The organism is Tsukamurella hominis (genome assembly GCF_965137015.1).
Taxonomy (GTDB): domain Bacteria; phylum Actinomycetota; class Actinomycetes; order Mycobacteriales; family Mycobacteriaceae; genus Tsukamurella; species Tsukamurella hominis.
Genome location: NZ_CBCRZG010000017.1, coordinates 65,036 through 85,139, shown reverse-complemented (window position 1 = coordinate 85,139; position 20,104 = coordinate 65,036). Strand labels below are relative to the sequence as shown.

At 72.9% G+C, this 20,104-nt stretch carries 24 protein-coding genes and 1 riboswitch; of the genes, 16 read left to right on the top strand and 8 right to left on the bottom strand.

Annotated features, from left to right (window positions below):
- Position 1: 1 nt before the first annotated feature.
- The 3 genes from ACM9LD_RS19050 to ACM9LD_RS19040 all read right to left on the bottom strand — a co-directional run.
- Positions 2-775 (bottom strand): exodeoxyribonuclease V subunit gamma (locus ACM9LD_RS19050; RefSeq protein WP_415678124.1); only part of this gene is annotated, 774 nt, incomplete at its 3' end.
- A gap of 31 nt (positions 776-806) precedes the next feature.
- Positions 807-1,613 (bottom strand): HAD family hydrolase, encoded by an 807-nt coding sequence (locus ACM9LD_RS19045; RefSeq protein WP_415678123.1) that lies wholly within the window; start codon positions 1,611-1,613, stop codon positions 807-809.
- Between the two features lie 22 nt (positions 1,614-1,635).
- On the bottom strand, positions 1,636-2,067 hold the full coding sequence (locus ACM9LD_RS19040) for a type II toxin-antitoxin system Rv0910 family toxin (RefSeq protein WP_415678122.1): 432 nt from the start codon (positions 2,065-2,067) through the stop codon (positions 1,636-1,638).
- A 79-nt stretch (positions 2,068-2,146) separates the two neighbouring features.
- Here ACM9LD_RS19040 and ACM9LD_RS19035 point away from each other — a divergent pair, with 79 nt between their 5' ends.
- Both ACM9LD_RS19035 and ACM9LD_RS19030 read left to right on the top strand, forming a co-directional pair.
- Positions 2,147-2,995, top strand: coding sequence for a DMT family transporter (locus ACM9LD_RS19035; protein WP_415678121.1), 849 nt, complete (start codon positions 2,147-2,149; stop codon positions 2,993-2,995).
- Between the two features lie 19 nt (positions 2,996-3,014).
- Complete coding sequence (locus ACM9LD_RS19030; protein WP_415678120.1) at positions 3,015-3,527, top strand: DUF1990 family protein; 513 nt, start codon at positions 3,015-3,017, stop codon at positions 3,525-3,527.
- Here the strand turns inward: ACM9LD_RS19030 and ACM9LD_RS19025 are convergent.
- Positions 3,524-3,958: an acyl-CoA thioesterase gene (locus tag ACM9LD_RS19025; RefSeq protein WP_415678119.1), complete on the bottom strand. Its 435-nt coding sequence runs from the start codon at positions 3,956-3,958 to the stop codon at positions 3,524-3,526. The two genes, ACM9LD_RS19030 and ACM9LD_RS19025, sit on opposite strands and share 4 nt — an antisense overlap.
- A gap of 49 nt (positions 3,959-4,007) precedes the next feature.
- On the opposite strand from ACM9LD_RS19025, the gene modA reads away from it, so the two are divergent.
- The 3 genes from modA to ACM9LD_RS19010 are packed head-to-tail and all read left to right on the top strand — an operon-like array spanning position 4,008 to position 6,576.
- Entirely contained in the window at positions 4,008-4,790 is a 783-nt protein-coding gene (modA, locus tag ACM9LD_RS19020) for a molybdate ABC transporter substrate-binding protein (RefSeq protein WP_415678118.1), read from the top strand.
- On the top strand, positions 4,787-5,578 hold the full coding sequence (locus ACM9LD_RS19015) for an ABC transporter permease (RefSeq protein WP_415678160.1): 792 nt from the start codon (positions 4,787-4,789) through the stop codon (positions 5,576-5,578). The genes modA and ACM9LD_RS19015 overlap by 4 nt, the downstream gene beginning before the upstream one ends.
- Complete coding sequence (locus ACM9LD_RS19010; protein WP_415678159.1) at positions 5,575-6,576, top strand: sulfate/molybdate ABC transporter ATP-binding protein; 1,002 nt, start codon at positions 5,575-5,577, stop codon at positions 6,574-6,576. The genes ACM9LD_RS19015 and ACM9LD_RS19010 overlap by 4 nt, the downstream gene beginning before the upstream one ends.
- Here the strand turns inward: ACM9LD_RS19010 and ACM9LD_RS19005 are convergent.
- Both ACM9LD_RS19005 and ACM9LD_RS19000 read right to left on the bottom strand, forming a co-directional pair.
- A complete protein-coding gene (locus ACM9LD_RS19005) occupies positions 6,542-7,246 on the bottom strand; it encodes a PadR family transcriptional regulator (protein WP_415678117.1) in 705 nt (234 codons plus the stop codon). The genes ACM9LD_RS19010 and ACM9LD_RS19005 overlap by 35 nt on opposite strands.
- Positions 7,247-7,393: 147 nt before the next feature.
- The gene (locus ACM9LD_RS19000) at positions 7,394-8,266 is read right to left on the bottom strand and encodes an ATP-grasp domain-containing protein (RefSeq protein WP_415678116.1); all 873 of its coding nucleotides are present in this window, start codon (positions 8,264-8,266) and stop codon (positions 7,394-7,396) included.
- 92 nt (positions 8,267-8,358) lie between these two features.
- On the opposite strand from ACM9LD_RS19000, the gene ACM9LD_RS18995 reads away from it, so the two are divergent.
- Positions 8,359-8,877, top strand: coding sequence for a GNAT family N-acetyltransferase (locus ACM9LD_RS18995; protein WP_415678115.1), 519 nt, complete (start codon positions 8,359-8,361; stop codon positions 8,875-8,877).
- On the opposite strand, the gene ACM9LD_RS18990 is transcribed toward ACM9LD_RS18995, so the two are convergent.
- Positions 8,777-9,796 (bottom strand): EamA family transporter, encoded by a 1,020-nt coding sequence (locus ACM9LD_RS18990; RefSeq protein ID WP_415678114.1) that lies wholly within the window; start codon positions 9,794-9,796, stop codon positions 8,777-8,779. The genes ACM9LD_RS18995 and ACM9LD_RS18990 overlap by 101 nt on opposite strands.
- 84 nt (positions 9,797-9,880) lie before the next feature.
- Here ACM9LD_RS18990 and ACM9LD_RS18985 point away from each other — a divergent pair, with 84 nt between their 5' ends.
- Together ACM9LD_RS18985 and ACM9LD_RS18980 are read left to right on the top strand one after the other, a co-directional pair.
- Positions 9,881-10,450, top strand: a complete 570-nt coding sequence (locus ACM9LD_RS18985) for a CGNR zinc finger domain-containing protein (protein ID WP_415678113.1) — start codon at positions 9,881-9,883, stop codon at positions 10,448-10,450.
- Between the two features lie 71 nt (positions 10,451-10,521).
- Positions 10,522-11,982 carry an NAD(P)/FAD-dependent oxidoreductase gene (locus ACM9LD_RS18980; protein ID WP_415678112.1) on the top strand — a complete coding sequence of 487 codons (1,461 nt, stop codon included), beginning with the start codon at positions 10,522-10,524 and terminating at the stop codon, positions 11,980-11,982.
- 78 nt (positions 11,983-12,060) lie between these two features.
- Here ACM9LD_RS18980 and ACM9LD_RS18975 read toward each other — a convergent pair whose 3' ends face one another.
- The gene (locus ACM9LD_RS18975) at positions 12,061-12,486 is read right to left on the bottom strand and encodes a PaaI family thioesterase (protein WP_415678111.1); all 426 of its coding nucleotides are present in this window, start codon (positions 12,484-12,486) and stop codon (positions 12,061-12,063) included.
- Positions 12,487-12,598: 112 nt separating this feature from the next.
- On the opposite strand from ACM9LD_RS18975, the gene ACM9LD_RS18970 reads away from it, so the two are divergent.
- The 8 genes from ACM9LD_RS18970 to ACM9LD_RS18935 all read left to right on the top strand — a co-directional run bounded on the left by ACM9LD_RS18970 (position 12,599) and on the right by ACM9LD_RS18935 (position 19,945).
- The gene (locus ACM9LD_RS18970) at positions 12,599-12,832 is read left to right on the top strand and encodes a PspC domain-containing protein (protein ID WP_415678110.1); all 234 of its coding nucleotides are present in this window, start codon (positions 12,599-12,601) and stop codon (positions 12,830-12,832) included.
- A 257-nt stretch (positions 12,833-13,089) separates the two neighbouring features.
- The gene (locus ACM9LD_RS18965; RefSeq protein WP_415678109.1) at positions 13,090-13,476 is read left to right on the top strand and encodes a BlaI/MecI/CopY family transcriptional regulator; all 387 of its coding nucleotides are present in this window, start codon (positions 13,090-13,092) and stop codon (positions 13,474-13,476) included.
- A gap of 21 nt (positions 13,477-13,497) precedes the next feature.
- Entirely contained in the window at positions 13,498-14,439 is a 942-nt protein-coding gene (locus tag ACM9LD_RS18960; protein ID WP_415678108.1) for a M56 family metallopeptidase, read from the top strand.
- A gap of 47 nt (positions 14,440-14,486) precedes the next feature.
- Positions 14,487-14,981, top strand: coding sequence for a TM2 domain-containing protein (locus tag ACM9LD_RS18955; RefSeq protein WP_415678107.1), 495 nt, complete (start codon positions 14,487-14,489; stop codon positions 14,979-14,981).
- Positions 14,982-15,056: 75 nt separating this feature from the next.
- Entirely contained in the window at positions 15,057-16,496 is a 1,440-nt protein-coding gene (gene guaB1 / locus ACM9LD_RS18950; protein ID WP_415678106.1) for a GMP reductase, read from the top strand.
- A 137-nt stretch (positions 16,497-16,633) separates the two neighbouring features.
- Positions 16,634-17,977, top strand: a complete 1,344-nt coding sequence (locus tag ACM9LD_RS18945; protein WP_415678105.1) for a hemolysin family protein — start codon at positions 16,634-16,636, stop codon at positions 17,975-17,977.
- Positions 17,970-19,043 carry a hemolysin family protein gene (locus ACM9LD_RS18940; RefSeq protein ID WP_415678104.1) on the top strand — a complete coding sequence of 358 codons (1,074 nt, stop codon included), beginning with the start codon at positions 17,970-17,972 and terminating at the stop codon, positions 19,041-19,043. The genes ACM9LD_RS18945 and ACM9LD_RS18940 overlap by 8 nt, the downstream gene beginning before the upstream one ends.
- On the top strand, positions 19,040-19,945 hold the full coding sequence (locus ACM9LD_RS18935; protein ID WP_415678103.1) for a 3-methyladenine DNA glycosylase: 906 nt from the start codon (positions 19,040-19,042) through the stop codon (positions 19,943-19,945). The genes ACM9LD_RS18940 and ACM9LD_RS18935 overlap by 4 nt, the downstream gene beginning before the upstream one ends.
- Positions 19,945-20,081, top strand: a riboswitch (cobalamin riboswitch). (Overlaps the previous gene by 1 nt.)
- The last annotated feature ends 23 nt before the right edge of the window (positions 20,082-20,104 follow it).

The window sequence follows — 20,104 nt, the reverse complement described above, 5'->3', positions numbered from 1 at the left end:
NCAGCGCGGACCAGAGGGCCGGGCTGGGGTGCGGGAGCCACAGGTGCACCTCGCGCCCCGCGGCGAGCGCGCCGAAGATCGCGACCTGATCCGAGGGGAGCCGGGTGGGGCCGTACACGGACAAGCGGCCGGGCAGGTCGACGAGGCCGGGCTCGCTCCGCAGCCGCACGCACGCCTCCTCGAGCCGCTCCGCCGGGCTGGGCACACCCGCCAGCGCCCGGACGCGACGGAACAGCTCGGCCTGCCAGCGCAGGTCCTCGGGGAGTTCGCCGCCGAGGCCGTCGGTGTCGCGGCCCGCGGCCCACTCGGCCAGCATGCCGGGGCGGTTCGCGCCGTAGGACCGGAGCAGGCCGGCGAGCAGCTCGGCCGTCGGATACCGGCGCCGGGGCCGGTGGCCGGGTTGGTCGGCCCATCCGCCGGACCGGGAGACGCCCAGGTGCCGGGCCAGCACGGCGCCCTCGGGTTCGAAGGCCATCGCGTCGATCGCGGCGAGCACGAGCCAGACGAGCCGTTCGCCGCGCCACGGGTCCTGGTCCGGTGCGATGCCGGACGCGGCTCCCACCGCATCCGCGACGAGCGCTGCGGGCGTGGGGAAGTCGATGTTCGCCGCGATGCCCAGCCGGGAGGCGAGGCCCTGGATGATCCACCGCTCGACCCCGCGGGCCGGGACCGCGATCAGGTCCGGGACGAAGGCATCGGCGCCGGGCACCGCGAGCACCTCGGCGAGCGCGTCCAGCAGGACGTCGCCGCGTTCGGAGCGGTGCACGGTGAGCATGGGGGCAGTTCTAACACGGGCCACCGACAGGTCAGACCGCCCGGGTCAGGGCCGCCGGGAGTTCGGCGAGGGAACGGATGGTCGGTGGCTCCCCGCCGGCACCCCGGCCGGACCGGTCGAGCCACAGCGCCCGCAGCCCCGCGTCGCGCGCGGCGACCACGTCGTTCGCGTAGTTGTCGCCCACCGCGACGCACGCCTCGGGTGCGGCGCCCACCAGATCGCAGGCGTGGAGGAAGACGGCGGGATCGGGCTTGCCGATGCCGAGGGTGTCGGTGGTGACGACCCGCTCGAAGCGGTCCGAGACGCCGAGCACCTGGAGCTTCATCCGGGTCGCCGGCGACGACGAGTTCGTCAGCAGCACGACGGCGATCCCCCAGCGCTCGGCGGCCTCGACGGCGGGCATCGCATCCGAGAAGAGGTGCTGCGCCGCGGCGAAGGCCGGGTCGAAGCCGCTGCAGAAGCGGCGGTAGCGCCGCGCCTCCCACAGCAGCCCGGACCGCTCCGCGGCGACCGCGATCCGCGCCTTGCGCATCTCGTGGAAGCGCAGCTCCCCCGCGGTGTACCGGCCGAAGACGCCCTCGGGGTCGGTGAGGAAGAGCTCCGCGAAGCCCTCGCGCACCGTGGCGTTCGACGTCGGCCACACCTCGAGCGCGGCGGCCCGGGCCGCGGTCCGGAGGGCGGCGTCGGTGTCCACGAGCGTGTCGTCGATGTCGAGGATCAGGCCGTCACAGGGCCGCGGCCCGTCGATGCCGGCGCGCTGCCGCAGCCGGGCGACGGTGTCCGCTCCCCAGCTCAGGCCGCCGCGGACCGCGGCGCCGACCAGATCCGTGAGTTCCACGCGCCCGCCCTCCCCGGTGCCGCTACTGCTCGTACATCCGCTTGAAGGTCGCGAGCGATTCCGCGATGTCGCCCTTGAGCGCTCGCGCGACCGTCGCGCCGATGGGGCCGAACAGCGGCGCTCCGCCCAGGTCGGCGCGCAGCGAGATCGTCGAGCCGCTGCCCGTGGGCGCGATCGCGACGGTGAGCTTGTACTTCGTGCCGGCGACGCCCTTGCCGTCGAGCACGAGGGTGCGCGGCGGGTCGTACGACGTGATGGTCCAGTCGACCCGATTGCGGAAGTTCTTCACCTTCACAACGCACGCGATCTTCGCGCCCTTCGCCAGCTCGGGCAGGGGGCCGCGCCAGCCGTCGTGCAGGGTGACCCACTGCGGCAACGTCTCCAGGTCCGCCGCCTTCGCCCACGCCTCCTCCGGAGGCAGTGCCACTTCGAGCTTGCTCTCGACCTTCGCCACGTCCCACTCCTTCGCGCGTTGCTGCTGTCGAACTTAGCGTGCGCTGCGGCGGCGGCCCGCGCGAGCGTAGATTTCACGCGTGTCCGCCACCTCGGCCTCGGTCGTCCTCGCCCTTGTCGCCGCCTTCCTGTTCGCCTGCGGTTCCGCCGCGCAGCAGGCCGAGGCCGCCACCGTCGATGAGGGCGGCTCGCTCATCGCGGAATTGGTCCGCCGGCCGCGATGGTGGCTCGGCCTGCTCGGCGACCTCGGCGGCTACGCCTTCCAGGCGTGGGCGCTGGCGCTGGGCCCGGTGCTCGTCGTGCAGCCGCTGATCGTCGCGGCCCTGCTGTTCGCGCTGCCGGTCTCGGCGCTGCTCAACCACACGCGGGTCACCGCGCGCGAGTGGACCTACGCGGCCGTGCTCGCGATCGCACTGGCGGTCTTCCTCATCGCGGGGCGCCCCACCGACGGCGTCCCCGACGCCCCGGGCGCCACCTGGCTCCCCGCGCTCGTCGTCGTCGGCGTCGTCGCGGCCGCCGCGACCGGGATCGGCCTGATGCGGTCGCTGCCCGGTCCGGCGCGCGCCCTCTCCTTCGGCGTCGCCTCGGGCGTCCTGTTCGGCGTCGCGACGGTCCTGACGAAACCGGTCCTCACCTCGTACGAGCACGCCGACGTCCTGGCGAACAGCCTGCGACTGCTCGCGGATTGGCGCCTGTACGTCCTCGTGCTCTGCGGGCTCGGCGCGATGTACCTGCAGCAGCGCGCGTTCCAACCCGCGCCGATCTCCGCCTCGCTGCCGGCGATCACCCTCGCGGAGCCGGTGTGCGCGGCGGCGCTCGGCGCCGTCGTACTCGGCGAGACCGTCACGATGACCGGCTGGCACGGCGTCGCCGTCGTCGTCTCAGCCGTGGTCGGCGCCGCCGCGGCGGCCCGCCTCGCCCGACGGTGACGGCGTACCGTCGGGCGGTATGACGGACCTCGCGGCGCTCGCGGACGCGCCCTTCACCTATCCGGAGGTCGGCGCGACGCGCGGCACGCCGCCCGGGGACGCGCACGCGATCCGGGCCGAACGGGTCGTGGGCCGGGGCCCCGCGGACTTCTCGGCGGTGCGGGACGCGATCCTCGCGTACGGCATGCAGCGCGGGGCGGGGATGCGGGTCCGCGCGAGCACGCCGACCGCCGAGGTGGGCACGGTCATGGTGCTGTCGACGCCGCTGTTCGGCCCGATCCGGATCCCGTGCCGCGTGGTCTACGTGCTCGACGAACCCGACCGCGCCGGCTTCGCCTACGGCACCCTCCCGGGGCACCCGGAGGGCGGCGAGGAGCTCTTTTCCGTGGAGATCCGTCCCGACGGGGCCGTCGTGGCGGTGGTGGCCGCGTTCTCCCGCCCGGGACGCTGGTACTCCCGCCTGGGTGGCCCGGTCGCCCGCGCGCTGCAGGCGGTGATGACGCGGCGCTACCTGGCCGCGATGGTCCGCTAGACCGAGACGCGGCGCCGGCGGAAGGGCACCGGATCACCGACCAGCCCGGCGAGTTCTGTGCGCAGGGCGGCGGGCAGCGGCGCGGGGCGGCCGGCACCGTCGACGACGACCATGGAGGTCTCGGCGATGGCGGCGACGGCGCCGTCGGTGGCCACGACCTCGTAGCCGAGGTCGAAGCCCGAGCGGCCGATCCGCGTGACGTGCAGGACGATCCGCACCGGCTCGGGCGAGTACAGCAGGGGCGCGAGGTAGTCGATCTCGTGGTGCGCGACGAACATCGTCACCGTCGACTCGCGCGGCTGCGGGACGTTCTCGGTCAGGAACCGGATGCGGGCCTCCTCCAGCAGCCGCATCATCGCGACGTTGTTGATGTGCTGGAGCGCGTCCATGTCGGCCCACCGCATCGGGACCGCCACCTCATGAGTTGCCATGGGGATAGTCTCGACCATCGGAAGCCGACCACCGCCACCGGGAGTTGCCATGCGCGCCGCACGTGCCCTGACCGCCGCCGTCCTCGCGGCGGGCCTCGCCGCCTGCTCGACGTCGACCTCGCCCGAGACCTCGACGTCCTCGTCGGCGGCCGCGGGCTCCGGCACCGTCGTCGTCTACGCCGCCGCGAGCCTGCAGGCGACCTTCGAGAAGCTGGGCGCCTCGTTCTCCGCCGCCAACCCCGGCACGACGGTGAAGTTCTCCTTCGGCGGGTCCTCGGGCCTGCTCACCCAGCTGCAGCAGGGCGCCCCCGCCGACGTCTTCGCGGCCGCCGACACGCCCACGATGGACAAGGCCGGGGCCGCGTCGCTCGTCACCGACCCGCAGCCCTTCGCCACCAACGTGCTGACCATCGCCACCGCGCCCGGCAACCCGAAGGGCATCGGCTCACTCGCCGACCTGAACAAGCCCGGTGTCTCCGTCGTCGTGTGCGCGCAGCCCGTGCCCTGCGGCACCGCGACCGCCAAGGTCGGCAAGGCCGCCGGTGTGACCCTCACGCCGGTCAGCGAGGAGGATTCGGTCTCGAGCGTGCTCGCCAAGGTCCGGCACGGCCAGGCCGACGCGGGTCTCGTGTACCGCACGGACGTCAAGGGCACGAAGGGCGCCGTCGCGTCCGTCGACTTCCCCGAGGCCGACGGGGCGGTCAACGTCTACCCGATCGCCCCGCTGACGGGCGCGAAGAACCCCGACGGGGCGAAGCGCTTCGTCGACTTCGTGCGCGGACCCGAGGGCCGCGCGGCCCTCGCGGACGCCGGATTCGGGGCACCGAACTGACCCGGCCCGCCCCCGTCACCGGGTACCCGCGCTGGATCGTCGTTCCCGCCGCGATCGGCGCCGCCTTCGTTCTGGTGCCGCTCGTCGCGATCGTGGCGAAGGTCGATTGGCCCCGGTTCGGCGAACTGGTCACCTCCGAGGACTCGCGCACCGCGCTGGTGCTGTCGCTGGAGACGTCCCTCGCCGCGACCGTCGTATGCGTTCTGCTCGGGGTGCCGCTCGGGGTGATCCTGGCGCGCAGCCGGTCCCGGTTCGTCGGCGTGCTCCGCCCGCTCGTGCTGCTGCCGCTGGTGCTCCCGCCGGTCGTGGGCGGCATCGCGCTGCTCTACGCCTTCGGCCGACGCGGCCTGGTGGGCCAGTACGGCGGGGTCGGCGGGCACATCGCCTTCACGACGACGGCCGTGGTGCTCGCGCAGGCCTTCGTCGCGCTGCCCTTCCTCGTGCTGGCCGTCGAGGGCGCCCTGCGCACGCTGGGAACGGATTTCGAGCACACGGCGGCCACGCTCGGCGCGCCGCCGTCGGTCGTGCTGCGGCGCATCACGCTGCCGCTGGTCCTGCCGTCGATCGCCTCGGGCGTGGTGCTGACTTTCGCGCGGGCGCTCGGCGAGTTCGGCGCGACGCTCACCTTCGCGGGCTCGCTCGCCGGGACCACCCGCACCCTCCCGCTGGAGATCTACCTGCGCAACGAGACCGATCCGCAGGCGGCGGTGGCGCTCTCGCTGGTGCTGCTCGCCGCGGCCGCGGTCATCGTCTCGGGCGTCTACGGGGTCCGGGCGTGGCGGAGATGACCGGAGCGCCGGTGCCCCCGGGCCTGGAGGTCGACGTCACCGTCGCCGACCGCGGCGTCGCCGCGGCGTTCGCCGTGCCCGCAGGGCGCACGCTGGCGCTGCTCGGGCCCAACGGCACCGGCAAGTCGACGGTGGCGGGCGCCGTCGCCGGCCTGGTCCGGCCCGATACCGGACGGATCGTCGTCGCCGGCCAGACGGTCGCGGACGGCAGCACCTGGGTGCCGACCCACCGCCGGCGAGTCGCGCTGCTCGGCCAGACGGCACGGCTCTTCCCGCACCTGCGGGTGCGCGCGAACGTCGCCTTCGCGCCTCGGAGCGCAGGGGCGGACCGTCGGACCGCGGCGGCCGCGGCCGACCACTGGCTCGAGGCCGTGGGCGCCGACCACCTCGCGGACCGGCGGCCGGACGAGCTGAGCGGCGGGCAGGCGCAGCGCGTGGCGCTGGCCCGGGCGCTGGCCGCCGAGCCGGAAGTGCTGCTGCTCGACGAACCGCTGTCGGCGCTCGACGTCTCGGCGCGGGCGGAGGTGCGGGCGCTCCTGCGCGCCCTGCTGCGGGACCGGACGTGCGTCCTGATCACGCACGACGCCGCCGACGTGGTGGCCCTCGCCGACGAGGCCGCCGTCCTGGAGGACGGGCGGGTCGCCGATCATCGCGCGGCGGCCGAGCTGCTGCTCTCCCCCGCGACGCACTTCGCCGCCCGGCTGGCGGGCATGAACCTGCTGCCGGACGGCGAAGGAGTGTGGGTCTTCCCACCGGACGCGGTGCGCGTCGACGGGCCCGACGGGGCCGGGCGGGCCGGCACCGTGGTCGAGGTGACGGTGGCGGGCGGACGCTGCCGCGTGACCGCCACCGTCGAGGACGGGACCGCGCTGGTCGCGGAGCTCCCGGCGGAGCGCTACCGGGATCTGCACCCCGGCGACGCGGTGCGCCTTCTCCCCGATCCCGCGCGGGCCCGGCGGGCGGCTACTGCTCGTCCGGCTGCGCCGGGTCCTCGGTAGCCGCGGCGGGAGGCGTGCGGTCCACGCCGGCGAGCAGCAGGTAGACCTGCTTGATCGCGTCGCCGAGGATCGTGTCGACCGCCGCGGTCTGCTCGGCGTTGCCGGTGCGAGCCACCCGGCGGGTGACCTCGTGCAGCTCGCGCAGCGTCTCGCGGAGGTGTCCGCGCTCGGCGGAGCCGCCGTCGAACCCGGCGAAGGGGTCCGGAGCGTCGGCGAGGGCGGTCTCGATGTACTCGCGGCCCGCGTCGGTGAGCGTCGCGACCTTGCGGCCGTTCTCCCGCTCGATGGTGATCAGCCCCTCGTCCTCGAGTTGGCTGAGCGTGGGGTAGATGGCGCCGGGGCTGGGCTTCCACGCCCCGGCCGTGCGCTCCTCGATCGAGGAGACGAGCTGGTAGCCGTGCATGGGCTCGGCCTCCAGCAGCTTGAGGACCGCGATCCGGACGTCGCCGCGCTGGACGCCGCGGCGTCCGCGGCCACCGCGGTGTCCGCCGCGGCCATGGCCGCCGGGACCGCCGGGACCGAACGGGCCGGGCCCGCCGGGGCCGAAGCCGGGCCCGCCCGGGAAACCGCCCTGCCGGAACCGGCCGTCGAAGCGGCCCTCGAACCGGTCGTCGCAGTTACGGGCGCCGCGGCCCTCGAAACGCTGATCATCGTGAGTGTGCCTACGCATGGTGGCACTCCTTTCGGTAGGGGGCCGCATGTTTCGCGACCCGATGCGTTCACGATATATCGCGATGCATTCTTTGGCAACCCCCGGGAACGACGAAGTCCCCGTCCGGATCTCCGGACGGGGACTTCATCGAGCTGTCTGGGCTGGTCAGGCCTTCTCGGCGGCGACCCGCGCGAGGACGGCCTGCGCGAACTTCTCCGCACCACCGTCGAGCCGCTCCAGGTGCAGGTCGGGCTGGACGACCTGGACCTCGAGGATGACCGGCGCGCCCTCGGGCGTCCGGACGATGTCGATCCGCACGTACAGCGGCGGGTTCGCCGGGTCGATCGGCTTCAGCGCGGCCTCCGCGACGGCGCGCTCGGCGTCGGTCGGCTCGGCGTCGACGAGCACCTCGGCGGGACGCCCCTCGGCCGGTTCGGCGTTGACCTCGGCGGCGAGGTCGCGGCCGAAGGCGTGGCTGTACTCGCCGCCGATGTACACCAGCGAGACGCCGCCCGCCTCGACCGAGTACGGGAAGACCATGACGCTGCTGCCGGAGGCCTTGATCTCCTCGAGCTTGGCGCGGCTCGCGTCGTCGTCACCGGGGCCGAAGCGGAAGGACTCCGCCAGGCCGCCGCTGATCGACGGGCGCACGACGTGATCGGTGCCGAGGTAGTCATGGTCCAGCGTGGCGTCGTGCACCGTGATGAACTGCGTCGGCACGATCGGGATGCCCTCGGACTCGTAGTCGCGCAGGTACCGCTTGTCGGCGTACCAGCGGACCAGCGGCTCGGGGTTGAGCACGAGCGTCTGGGCCGCGGCGCGCCATGCCCAGCCCAGGAAGTCGTCGTAGCGCTGCGCGTAGTCCCAGGCGCCGGCGATCACGACCGCGTCGAACTGCTCCCAGTCGACGGCGGAATCGGACCACACGGCGGCCTCGGCCTCGTGGCCGGCGGCGCGCAGGGCGGCGAGGATGTCCTGACCGCGGTCGTCGGTGTCCGGCTGCGCCGCGGAGGTGGCAAGAGCGATTCGGTACGTCACGCCGGACAGTATGGCAGCCACCCGAGCGACACCGTGGCGACACCCGCGCGAACTGCGCCGCACAGCGGTGCCGAGACGATACGCTGGGCCTCGTGAGGGGAGATTTGCACGTGCACATCGAGACGGCGCGCCTGCACCTCTCCCCTGCCGGCGGCACCACCGGCGACGCCGACGGCCGGTTCCACATCGTCGACCGGCACAGTCGCCGCACCCTGGGCCGCATCGCGCTGCGTGCCTCGCGGCACAGCCGCGCCCGCGGCCTGGAGCTGAGCTACGCGGTCGCGGACGCGTACCGTCGACGGGGATTCTGCGCGGAGGCGGCGCACGCGCTGGTGGGCCACGCCCTCGAGCACGGCCTCACCGGGCGCGTCTACGCCTCCACCGCCTGGTCGAACCTGGCTTCACGCCGGGTGCTCGCGGGCCTCGGGATGCAGCAGCTCGACATCGCCATGCTCGACTGGGAGTCGCTGCAGGGCGAGGTGGACCTCGGCGACGAGGCCGAGGCCGACCTCACGCCGTACGCGCGGGTGGAGTACGAGCTCCATCGTGCGGATTGGCTGGCACGCCTGGCCGCGGAGCGTCCGCCGTTCCGCTTTGCTCGCCCCGCTTGACGGCGATCACGCCCGCGACGATCGCGACCGCGCCGACGATCTGCACCGGGGTGAGCGCCTCGCCCAGCATCAACCAGGCCACGACGCCCGAGGCGATGACCTCGGAGAAGCCCAGGAACGAGGCCAGCGTGGGGCCGATCATGTTGATGGCGAGGATGCCCGCGACGTACGCCAGGCCGGTCGCGACGGCGCCGATCACGACGGCGGGCACCCACCACGGGGTGGTCCCCAGGCCGCCGAGGACCACCGGCGCGGTGGAGATGCGCACGGGCGTGAGCCCCGCGAGCGAGGTCAGCGAGAGCACGACCGCGCCCACGACGAGACCGCCGACGGCGAGCGCCAACTGGTCCACCGCGGGCTTCGCGCCCTCGATGCTCGCGACGTCGATGTCGTCGGCCCGGGTGCCGTCCTCGGCGAGGAGGAAGTACGCCGCGAGGCCGACCAGCGAGACGAAGGCCCAGGCCAGGCCGATGGGCGTGACCACCGCTCCGCCGGAGGCCGCGCCGACGACCGCGACCAGGCCCGCGACGGCGAGCGCGGCGCCGAGGACGGTGCGCAGCGTCGGGCGCCGGCCGAACCGGGCCCACAGGTACACCAGCACCAGGAGCGGCGCGGAGAACTCGATGAGCAGCGCGACGGTGACCGACATGTGCGCGATGGCGTTGAAGTACGCGAGCTGCACGCCGATCACGGCGAGCAGGCCGTACGCCAGCACCGTGAACGGCGCGTGCCGCAGCGTCGCGAGCCTGGCACGCCCGACGACCAACATCGGGATCAGCGTGACGATCGCCGCGATCCAGATGCGCACCAGCACGACGCCGGCCGGGCTCCACCCGGCCGCGAGCAGCGGTTTGCCGAACGGGCCGGACATCGCGAAGGCGAAACCCGACAGTAGTGCGATTGCGATTCCCCGACCCATGCGTCACCTCCATGTATGCGCGATTCGTAAGGAGTCAAGTGAAGTACACTAGTGACAGTAGCGGCCACCGCCGTAAGGAGTCAAATGAAATTCGCACATGACACGGAGCCGTCCCTGCTCATGGCGGCCGACCTGGTGAACACCGACTACGGCGACGAGGAACGGCTCGGCACCGTCGAGGCGCTCAAGGAGTACCTGCGCCGGCACGAGTTCACCGGCTGGAGCAGCGCCGCAGCGCGGGACGTGGCCCCGATCCACGACCTGCGCGCCGAGTTGGCCCGCGTCTTCGCCGCGCAGCACCCCGACGCCGTGGCCGGGATCGTCAACGAGATGCTCGCGGCGACGCCGCAGCAGCCCCGGCTCACCCGGCACGGCAGCTGGGACTGGCACCTGCACTTCATCGACGACGCCGCACCGATCCCCGTGCGCGTCCGGGTGGAGTGCGCGATGGCGCTCGTCGACCTGGTCCGCAGCGGCAACGTCGACCGGCTCAAGACCTGCGCGGCCGACGACTGTGACCGAGTTCTCGTGGACCTGTCGAAGAACCGCTCGCGGCGCTTCTGCACCGAGGGGAACTGCGGCAATCGGACGCACGTCGCCGCCTATCGGGAGCGTCGCGCGACGAGTTCGGGCGTGCAGCGCGACGGGAGTTGAGCGGCGGACTACGGTAGGACTGCACACGCCGGGGATCCCGGCTTCGACGTATACCAGGAGCGACGAGAGTTATGAGCGACGCAGCGCACCGCCACAAGGTGGTCGTCATCGGATCGGGGTTCGGCGGCCTCTTCGGCACGCGCGCCCTCAAGCGCACGGACGTCGACGTGACGATGATCGCGAAGACGACCCACCACCTGTTCCAGCCCCTGCTGTATCAAGTCGCGACGGGCATCCTCTCCGAGGGCGAGATCGCGCCCGCGACCCGCATGATCCTGCGCAAGCAGCGCAACGCCGAGGTGCTGCTGGGCGAGGTCACCGACATCGACCTCGAGAACCGCACGGTGACCAGCCAGCTGCTCGAGCGCACGACGGTGACGCCCTTCGACAGCCTCATCGTGGCCGCGGGCGCCGACCAGTCGTACTTCGGCAACGACCAGTTCGCCGAGTTCGCGCCCGGCATGAAGACCATCGACGACGCCCTTGAGCTGCGCGGCCGCATCCTCGGCGCGTTCGAGCAGGCCGAGCTCTCGCACGACCACGAGGAGCGCATGCGGCTGCTCACGTTCGTCGTGATCGGCGCCGGCCCCACCGGCGTCGAGCTCGCCGGCCAGATCGCCGAGATGTCGGACAACACGCTCAAGGGCGCGTTCCGCAACATCGATCCCACCGAGGCGCGCGTGATCCTCCTCGACGCCGCCCCGGCGGTGCTCCCACCGATGGGCGAGAAGCTGGGCACCATGGCCGCGAAGCGGCTGGAGAAGATGGGCGTCGAGATCCAGCTCAACGCGATGGTCGTCGACGTCGACGCCGACGGCCTCGTCGTCAAGGAGAAGGACGGCACGCAGCGCCGCATCGAAGCCCAGTGCAAGGTGTGGTCCGCGGGCGTCGCCGCCAGCAAGCTGGGCAAGATCCTCGCCGACCAGTCCGGCGCCGAGACCGACCGCGCGGGCCGCGTCCGCGTTCTGCCCGACCTCACCATTCCCGGCAACCCGAACGTCTTCGTCGTCGGCGACATGATGCTGGTCGACGGCGTCCCGGGCATGGCGCAGGGCGCCATCCAGGGCGCGACGTACGCGGCGAAGGCGATCAAGGCCGGCCTCGAGGGCCAGTCCCCCGCCGAGCGCAAGCCCTTCAAGTACTTCGACAAGGGCTCCATGGCCACCGTCTCGCGGGCCAGCGCCGTGGCGAAGGTCGGCAAGCTCGAGTTCGGCGGCTTCCTCGCCTGGCTCGGCTGGCTCGCGCTGCACCTCTGGTACATCGTGGGGTACCAGAACCGCGTCATCACGCTGACCTCGTGGGCGATCACCTTCCTCACGAACAAGCGCGGCCAGATGACCATCACCGAGCAGCAGGTCTACGCGCGCACGGCGCTCGACGCGCTGCAGACCGGCGCGAAGCCGGCCATCCCGCCGGTGCACACCAGCTCGCCGACCAAGGCGCTGCCGACGTCCGCGCCGAAGCCGGAGATTCAGGCCCAGGCCCCGGGCGCACCGTCGACCGCGGCGGACAAGGCCGAGAAGGCGGGCTGACGCCCGGCCCGCCGGCACGAACGCACACGAGCGCGCCACCCGTTGCGGGTGGCGCGCTCGTCGCGTTCCGGGCGACGGCTACGCGTCGATGTTCTGCAGCCGCACCTGGCCGCGCGCGACGGCCTTGCCGTCCTCGGAGTCGATCTCCACGAGCCACAGCTGCTGGCGGCGGCCGCGGTGGATCGGGGTCGACCGGATCGAGAGCACACCGCTGGAGAGGGCGCGCAGGAAGTCGGTGTTGTTGTTCACGCCGACCACGTGCCCGGCGCCGCCGAGCCACACCACGCCCGAGACGCTGGCGACCGATTCGATGATGGCGCAGTACACGCCGCCGTGGGTGATGCCGAAGGGCTGGTGCAGCTCGGGCCGCAGGGTGAGCGTCGCCTGCACGCCGTCGGCGGTGACGGCGGTGTACTCGAGGCCGAGGATCTTGTCGAATCCGGCGGTACCGCCGGCGATGATCCCGTCGATGACCTGCTGCTGTCCGGGTGTCGGTTGCGTCATGGATCCACCCTAGAACCGGGCATCGCCGACGCCGCTCCCGGGCCGGAAGATCGGGGCTCGGGTCCGGGTAGACCCCGATGCGGGCGGGGCCGCCGCCCGGCACTGTGGAGTCATGACCGAGAACGATCCCTTCGCCCCCAATCCCTACTCCCCCCCGGCGCCGCCGCAGAAGCGGTTCGCCCGCGACGTCCAGAACAACTGGATCGGCGGCGTGTGTGCAGGCATCGCCCGCTACTTCGGCATCGACGCGACGCTCGTCCGCGTGCTCTTCGTGGTGTCCTGCCTGCTGCCCGGCCCGCAGTTCCTGCTGTACCTGCTGCTCTGGCTCGTGATGCCCAAGGACTGATCCGCGACGGACCGGGACACGGAGAAAGTAGTCGGCGGGTCCGGGGGCTCAGCCATCCCCCGGACCCGCCGTGGCACAGACCGGCGGATTACTGCAGCCCTCAGTTCGCGTCACGGTCCGATGTGGTTCGGTGTCGCTCTCGGCGACGAGACCTACTCTAGGACAGGCTCCCCTAACTTAGCAAGCCCTCATCACTGTGGCGTGGATTACGACAGGCCGTCGTAGCGATGCGGGCCATGCCGAGTAGAATCTGAGGAATGGCGGCATTGGGAGATCTCGAACGCGCGGTCATGGACCATCTTTGGGCGTCCACGGAACCGCAGACCGTGCGACAGGTGCACGAGTCGCTCGCCGCTGACCGCGAACTCGCGTACACCACCGTGATGACGGTGCTGCAGCGGCTCGCGAAGAAGAAGCTCGTGAGCCAGATCCGCACCGACCGCGCGCATCGCTACGCCGCGAGCTTCGGTCGCGACGAGCTGGTCGCCGACCTCATGTTCGACGCGCTGAACCAGGCCGAGAGCTCACGTGAGGCCGCGCTCGTGCACTTCGTGGAGCGCGTGGGCGCCGACGAGGCGCAGGCGCTGCGGCGCGCGCTCGCCAAGCTCGAGGCCGGCGAAGCAGCTCGTCGCGCCGAGCCCTGATCACCCAGTAGGCTCGTCCCCATGGCGGCCTTCATCTTCGGAGCGCTGGCCCTGCTACTCGCCGGGCCGGTGCCCCTCTGGCTCTCCCGGGCCGCCTGGCCGCTGCGCGCGCCCCGCGCCGCCCTCGTGCTGTGGCAGGCGATCGCCCTGGCCGCGGTGCTCTCCGCCTTCAGTGCGGGCCTGGTCATCGCGAGCCGCCTGCTCGTCCCCGGCCCGGACGGGCGGCCCACCACCAACCCCATCGACGAGATCCGCCAGCTCGGCCTCGTCCCGTGGATCGTGGCCGTCGTCGCGTTCGCGCTCACCCTGCTGATCGGCGCCCGGCTCATCACGTCCACCGTCCGGCTCGCGGTCCGTACCCGACGGCGCCGCGCCCGGCACCGCACCGTCGTCGACATCCTGTCCCACGCGGTCGACGGTGACCACCCCGTCTCCAGCGCCGACCTGCGCGTCCTCGGCGTCGACCAGCCCCTGGCCTACTGCCTCCCGGGCCTGCGGCACCGCGTGGTGCTCAGCGTCGGCACGATCAATCAGCTCAGCCACGAGGAGCTGACCGCGGTCCTCGCGCACGAGCGGGCGCACCTACGGTCGCGCCACGACCTGGTGCTCGAGGCCTTCACCGCCGTGCACCACGCCTTCCCCAAGTTCGTCCGCTCGTCGGCCGCGCTCGACTCCGTGAAACTGCTGGTCGAGCTCCTCGCGGACGACGAGGCCGTGGCCGCCGCCGGCCCGGTCCCCCTGGCCAACGCCCTGGTCACCTGCGCGCAGAGCCCCGCCCCGCGCGGTGCCCTCGCGGTCGGCGCGACCGGCACCGTCGTGCGGGTCGAGCGACTGTCGATGCCGCCCGCCAGCAACCTGTTCAGCGCCTCCGTCTACCTGCTCGCGGGCCTGATCCTGGTGGTGCCGACGGTGGCCGTCGCGGTGCCCTGGCTCACCGAGCTCTCCCGCCTCCTGCTGCACTGATTCCGCGCCGGTACGCTGGGCGCCTCAGGGGAGATGAGGAGACCACCATGACCGATCCGCAGCAGCCGTACGGCCAGCAGTACGACCCGTACGCCAAGCCGGGATACGACCCGCAGCCGTACCCGTCCTACGACCCGTACGCCCAGCAGCAGCCCGCCGCCTACGGCCAGCAGCCGTACGCGCAGCAGCCCGGATACGGTCAGCCGCAGCCCGGGTTCCCGTACGGCCAGCCCTTCGGGGCGGATCCGTCGGCACCGTACGGCCGCGACCCGCAGACCGGCGAGCCCTACTCGGACAAGTCGAAGCTCGCCGCGGGCCTCCTGCAGATCTTCCTCGGCGGGTGGGGCATCGGCCGGTTCTACCTGGGCTCCACCTCGATCGCGGTGACCCAGCTGGTGCTGACGGTGATCGGCATCGTGACCTCGATCATCCTCATCGGCTTCGTCATCCTGATCGGCGTCGGCATCTGGGCGCTCGTCGACGGCATCATGATCCTCACGGGCAGCGTCCGCGACGCGCAGGGCCGCCCCCTGCGTCCCTGACCGCCGGCTGCGGGCCGTGGGACGGCAGCGCGACGGTGACGGGGACCACCGCGGAATCGGGTAGACTGCCCACACGTGCAGTTCCTTCCTGATAGCCGCCCGCAGTACGACCTGACCTACGACGACGTCTTCCTCGTCCCGAACCGGTCGGACGTGACCTCCCGATTCGACGTCGATCTGGCGTCGGTCGACGGGACCGGCACCACGATCCCCCTCGTCGTCGCCAACATGACGGCCGTCGCCGGCCGCCGCATGGCGGAGACCGTCGCGCGCCGCGGCGGCATCGTCGTCCTCCCGCAGGACCTGCCGCTGGAGGCGGCGGCCGAGACGATCTCCTACGTCAAGAGCCGCGACCTGGTCGCCGACACCCCGGTCACGCTGAGCGCCGAGCACTCGGTCAGCGACGCCGTGGCACTGCTGCCCAAGCGCGCGCACGGCGCCGTGGTGATCGTCGACGCCGACGACCGCCCCGTCGGCCTGGTCACCGCCGCCGCCTGCGAGGGCGTCGACCGCTTCGCGCGCCTCCGCGACGTCATGACCACCTCGTTCGTCTGCGCCTCCGCCGGCACCGCTCCCGAGGCCGTCTTCGACATGCTCGACAAGGACCACTCCGACCTCGCGGTCCTCGTCGACGGCGACGACCGCCTGCACGGGGTGCTGACGCGCACCGCCACCGTCCGCGCGGGCATCTACACCCCCGCCGTCGACGGTGCCGGCAAACTCCGGATCGCCGCCGCCGTCGGCATCAACGGCGACGTGGCCGCCAAGGCCCGCGCCCTCGCCGAGGCCGGCGCCGACGTGCTGGTCGTGGACACCGCGCACGGCCACCAGGCCAAGATGTTCGACGCGCTCGAGGCCGTCGCCGCGCTCGACCTGGGCCTGCCGCTGGCCGCCGGCAACGTGGTGGCCGCGGCCGGCGCCCGCGACCTGGTCAACGCCGGCGCCACCATCGTCAAGGTGGGCGTGGGCCCCGGCGCGATGTGCACTACCCGCATGATGACCGGCGTCGGCCGGCCGCAGTTCAGCGCCGTGCTCGACTGCGCCGCGGCCGCCCGCGAGCTGGGCGCGCACGTCTGGGCCGACGGCGGCGTGCGGCACCCGCGCGACGTCGCGCTCGCACTGGCCGCCGGCGCCTCCAACGTGATGGTCGGCTCGTGGTTCGCCGGCACCTACGAGTCGCCCGGCGACATGAAGTACGCCACCGACGGCTCCGCGTACAAGGAGAGCTTCGGCATGGCGTCCAAGCGCGCCGTCGCGGCGCGCACCGCCGGCGAGGGCGCCTTCGACCGCGCCCGCAAGTCGCTGTTCGAGGAGGGCATCTCCAGCTCCCGGATCCGCGTCGATCCCGAGGCGCCGAGCGTCGAGGACCTGCTCGACCGGATCACCTCGGGCGTGCGCAGCTCCTTCACCTACGCCGGCGCCCGCAGCGTGCCGGAGTTCCACGCGAAGGCCACCGTCGGCGTGCAGAGCGCGGCGGGCTTCGCGGAGGGCCGGCCGCTCCCCGGCGGTTGGTGAGAATCCCGACGGATCGTCGGTAGGATGCAGTGAATCCCACCGACGATCCTTTGGAAGGACCATGAAGTCCCGAAGACCCGGCAAACGCCGCCGACGACGAGTGCTGACCACATCGACCAGGTCGAGGAAGCGGGCCGATGTCTAGCGCGCTGATCACGATCGGCGCGGTCGTCGGATTCCTCGCGCTGACCGTCGGCACGGCACTCTTCGTGGCCGCGGAGTTCTCGCTGACCGCGCTCGAGCGGTCCACGATCGACGCGGACGTCCGCGATCGCGGGGACCGCCGATCCAAGCAGGTGCAGAACGCGCACCGCACCCTCTCCTTCCAGCTGTCCGGCGCCCAGCTGGGCATCACGATCACCACCCTGGTCACGGGCTACCTGGCCGAGCCGGTGCTCTCGAAGTTCCTGCGCCCCGCGCTGGAATGGACGGGCATGCCCGGCGTCTGGTCCGGGGCGCTGACGTTGATCCTGGCCCTGGTCATCGCGACCTCGCTGTCGATGGTGCTGGGCGAGCTCGCGCCGAAGAACCTCGCGATCGCCCGCCCGCTGCAGACCGCGCGGCTCACCGCGGGCGCGCAGTCCCTGTTCTCCTCGACGTTCCGGTTCGCCATCTCCTTCCTCAACCGCTCGGCGAACGCGCTGGTCCGCCGGCTGGGCATCGAGCCCGCGGAGGAGCTGAGCTCGGCGCGGTCGGCGCAGGAACTCAGTGCGCTCGTGCGCAACTCGGCCGCGCAGGGCGCGATCGACGAGATGACGGCCGAGCTCGTGGGCCGCAGCCTCGAGTTCGGCGAGCTCACCGCGGAGGAGCTCATGACGCCGCGGCAGCGGATCCACTCGCTGGACGCCGACGACACCGTCGCCGACCTGGTGGCGCTGTCGATCGAGTCCGGTCGCTCCCGGTTCCCGGTGGTCCGGGGCGATCTGGACGACACGGTCGGGCTGGTGCACGTGAAGCAGGCGTTGACGGTGCCGGCGGACCGTCGCGCGACGGTGACCGTCGCCGAGATCGCGACCACCGCCCCCGTCGTGCCCGCGACGCTCGACGGCGACGCCCTGATGGAGCAGCTGCGGGCCAACGGCCTGCAGATGGCGCTCGTCGTCGACGAGTACGGCGGCTCCGCCGGCATCGTCACCGTCGAGGACCTCATCGAGGAGATCGTGGGCGACGTGCGCGACGAGCACGACGCGAACGAGCCGGTCGACGTGCAGCGCACGGACGACGGCTTCCTGTGCTCCGGCCTGCTCCGCATCGACGAGCTCGAGCGCGACACCGGCTACCGCGCCCCCGAGGGCGACTACGACACCCTCGGCGGCCTGGTGATGTTCCTCCTCGGCCGCATCCCCGCGGTCGGCGACCGCGTCCCGCTGCCGAACCACCCGTCGCTCGACGACGACGAGTCCCAGGCGCCGCAGTGGTCGGCGCGCGTCGCCCGGATGGACGGCCGCCGCGTCGACCTCGTGGAGGTGACCCATGAGTGACCTCCTGGGCGTCGCCCTGACCGTGCTGCTGCTCGCCGCGAACGCCTTCTTCGTCGCGGCCGAGTTCGCCCTCATCGCCGCCCGCCGCGACCGGCTCGAGGCGCTCGTGGAGCAGGGCCGGTCGAGCGCGAAGGCCGTGATCAAGGCGTCGGAGAACCTCTCGCTCATGCTGGCGGGCTGCCAGCTCGGCATCACGATCTGCTCGATCCTGCTCGGTAAGGTCGGCGAGCCCGCCATCGCGCACCTGCTGGAGAAGCCGCTGGGCTGGGCGCACGTGCCCGAGGCGCTGCTGCACCCCATCTCCTTCACCGTCTCCCTGGGGCTGGTCGTGGTGCTGCACATCCTGCTCGGCGAGATGGTGCCGAAGAACATCGCGCTCGCCGGGCCCGAGGCCGCGGCCATGCTCCTCGTACCGCCGCACGTGGCCTTCGTCCGCCTGGTGCGGCCGCTGATCGCGGTCTACAACTGGCTGGCGACGCTGGTGCTGCGCGCGGGCGGCGTGGAGCCGCGCGACGAGCTGGACAGCACCGTCTCCGCCGGCGAACTGAGCGTGCTCATCGCCGAGTCGCACGACGAGGGCCTCATCGACGCCGAGGAGCGGGTCCGCCTGACCCGCGCGCTGCAGACCTCGCGCCGCACCGTCGCCGACGTCGCGATCCCGCTCACCGAGATCCGCGGGCTCCAGGCCGTGCAGGGCGTGAACGGGGTCTGGGGTCCGACCCTCGGCGACATCGAGTCCGCCGTCGCCGAGACCGGCTACTCCCGCTACCCGGTGCGCAGCAGCTCCGGCGCGTTCACGGGCTACCTGCACGTCAAGGACGTGCTGCCCGACATCATGGACGCCGCCGTGGGCCCGGAGTCGGTGATCGGCGCGAGCCGCATCCGCCCGCTGCCCGTGGTCGACGGGAGCCTGTCGCTGGACCAGGCTGCCGGCGACCTGCGCCGCCTCGGCGGGCACCTCGCCGCCGTCGCCGACGACCACGGCCGGACGATCGGCATCGTGGCGCTGGAGGACGTGGTCGAGGAGTTCGTCGGCACCGTGCGGGACGGGACGCACCGGGTGTGACGGTGCTCAGCGACGCCGAGTGGACCGCTCGCGCGGCGGACCACCGCGCGCGGCTGGAGCCCTTCGTCGAGGCGCACCGCCGCCGGGCCGCCCGCGGCGAGAAGCACCCCGTCTGGGACTTCCTGTTCACGTACTACGGCCACCGCCCGGCGCACCTGCTGCGGTGGCACCCGGGGCTCGGCACCGAGCTCGACGGCCCGCGCGCGGCGGCCGACTTCGAGGGCGTTCGCGGCTACCTCGTCGACGGGACCCGGGTCCGGCTGGACCCGGCGACGCTGGCCAAACGCGCCGGCACCGCGGCGTACGTCGAGGACCTCCTGGCGGCCACCGCGTCTCGGGCCCCGGTGTTCGGCTGCTTCGGCCTGCACGAATGGGCCATGGTCTACCGCGAGGCGGATCAGGCGCGCCACCCGGTGCCGCTGCGCCTCGGGCCGGAGGGCACCGACGAGGTGGTCCGCGCCGGGAGCCTGCGCTGCACCCACTACGACGCCTTCCGGTTCTTCACCCCCGACGCCGCGCCCCGCAACGTCACCCGCCTGACCCGTGCGTCGCAGGTCGCCTCCGAGCAGCCCGGCTGCCTGCACGCCGGGATGGACCTCTACAAGTGGGCCTTCAAGCTGGCGCCGGGCGCACCGTCGGACCTGGTGGCGGACGCCTTCGACCTGGCCCGGGACGCCCGGGAGCTGGACATGCGGGCGAGCCCGTACGACCTGGCCGGCTACGGCTTCGCGCCGATCGCGATCGAGACCCCCGACGGCCGGCGCGAGTACGTCCGGCAGCAGGTAGCGCTCGCCGAGCGCGCCACCCCGATCCGCGAGCGCCTGCTCGCCGTGGTCCGCGCCTGGCCCGCCGAACGGCCCGGTGAGCAGCCCGCCGCCGATATGCCCGCATCGCCCGCCTAGACTTCCCTCCCAGCGACGGTCCGCGGGCGCGAGCCCGCGGCGCAAGAGGGAACCCGGTGCGAAACCGGGGCTGCCCCGCAACGGTGACACGCGCAGTGCGTGCGAGCCCGATACCTGCCCTCGCGACCGCCCGGAGCCGGGCGGTGCTCACCGACCCGA

Bases quoted from the DNA above. Each gene is read 5' to 3' on its own strand.
- ACM9LD_RS19030 (WP_415678120.1), top strand. From the start codon at position 3,015: ATGACGGACCTCGCGGCGCTCGCGGACGCGCCCTTCACCTATCCGGAG.
- ACM9LD_RS19025 (WP_415678119.1), bottom strand. From the start codon at position 3,958: ATGGCAACTCATGAGGTGGCGGTCCCGATGCGGTGGGCCGACATGGAC.
- modA (WP_415678118.1), top strand. From the start codon at position 4,008: ATGCGCGCCGCACGTGCCCTGACCGCCGCCGTCCTCGCGGCGGGCCTC.
- ACM9LD_RS19010 (WP_415678159.1), top strand. From the start codon at position 5,575: ATGACCGGAGCGCCGGTGCCCCCGGGCCTGGAGGTCGACGTCACCGTC.
- ACM9LD_RS19005 (WP_415678117.1), bottom strand. From the start codon at position 7,246: ATGCGTAGGCACACTCACGATGATCAGCGTTTCGAGGGCCGCGGCGCC.
- ACM9LD_RS18990 (WP_415678114.1), bottom strand. From the start codon at position 9,796: ATGGGTCGGGGAATCGCAATCGCACTACTGTCGGGTTTCGCCTTCGCG.
- ACM9LD_RS18985 (WP_415678113.1), top strand. From the start codon at position 9,881: ATGAAATTCGCACATGACACGGAGCCGTCCCTGCTCATGGCGGCCGAC.
- ACM9LD_RS18980 (WP_415678112.1), top strand. From the start codon at position 10,522: ATGAGCGACGCAGCGCACCGCCACAAGGTGGTCGTCATCGGATCGGGG.
- ACM9LD_RS18975 (WP_415678111.1), bottom strand. From the start codon at position 12,486: ATGACGCAACCGACACCCGGACAGCAGCAGGTCATCGACGGGATCATC.
- ACM9LD_RS18970 (WP_415678110.1), top strand. From the start codon at position 12,599: ATGACCGAGAACGATCCCTTCGCCCCCAATCCCTACTCCCCCCCGGCG.
- ACM9LD_RS18965 (WP_415678109.1), top strand. From the start codon at position 13,090: ATGGCGGCATTGGGAGATCTCGAACGCGCGGTCATGGACCATCTTTGG.
- ACM9LD_RS18960 (WP_415678108.1), top strand. From the start codon at position 13,498: ATGGCGGCCTTCATCTTCGGAGCGCTGGCCCTGCTACTCGCCGGGCCG.
- ACM9LD_RS18955 (WP_415678107.1), top strand. From the start codon at position 14,487: ATGACCGATCCGCAGCAGCCGTACGGCCAGCAGTACGACCCGTACGCC.
- ACM9LD_RS18945 (WP_415678105.1), top strand. From the start codon at position 16,634: ATGTCTAGCGCGCTGATCACGATCGGCGCGGTCGTCGGATTCCTCGCG.
- ACM9LD_RS18940 (WP_415678104.1), top strand. From the start codon at position 17,970: ATGAGTGACCTCCTGGGCGTCGCCCTGACCGTGCTGCTGCTCGCCGCG.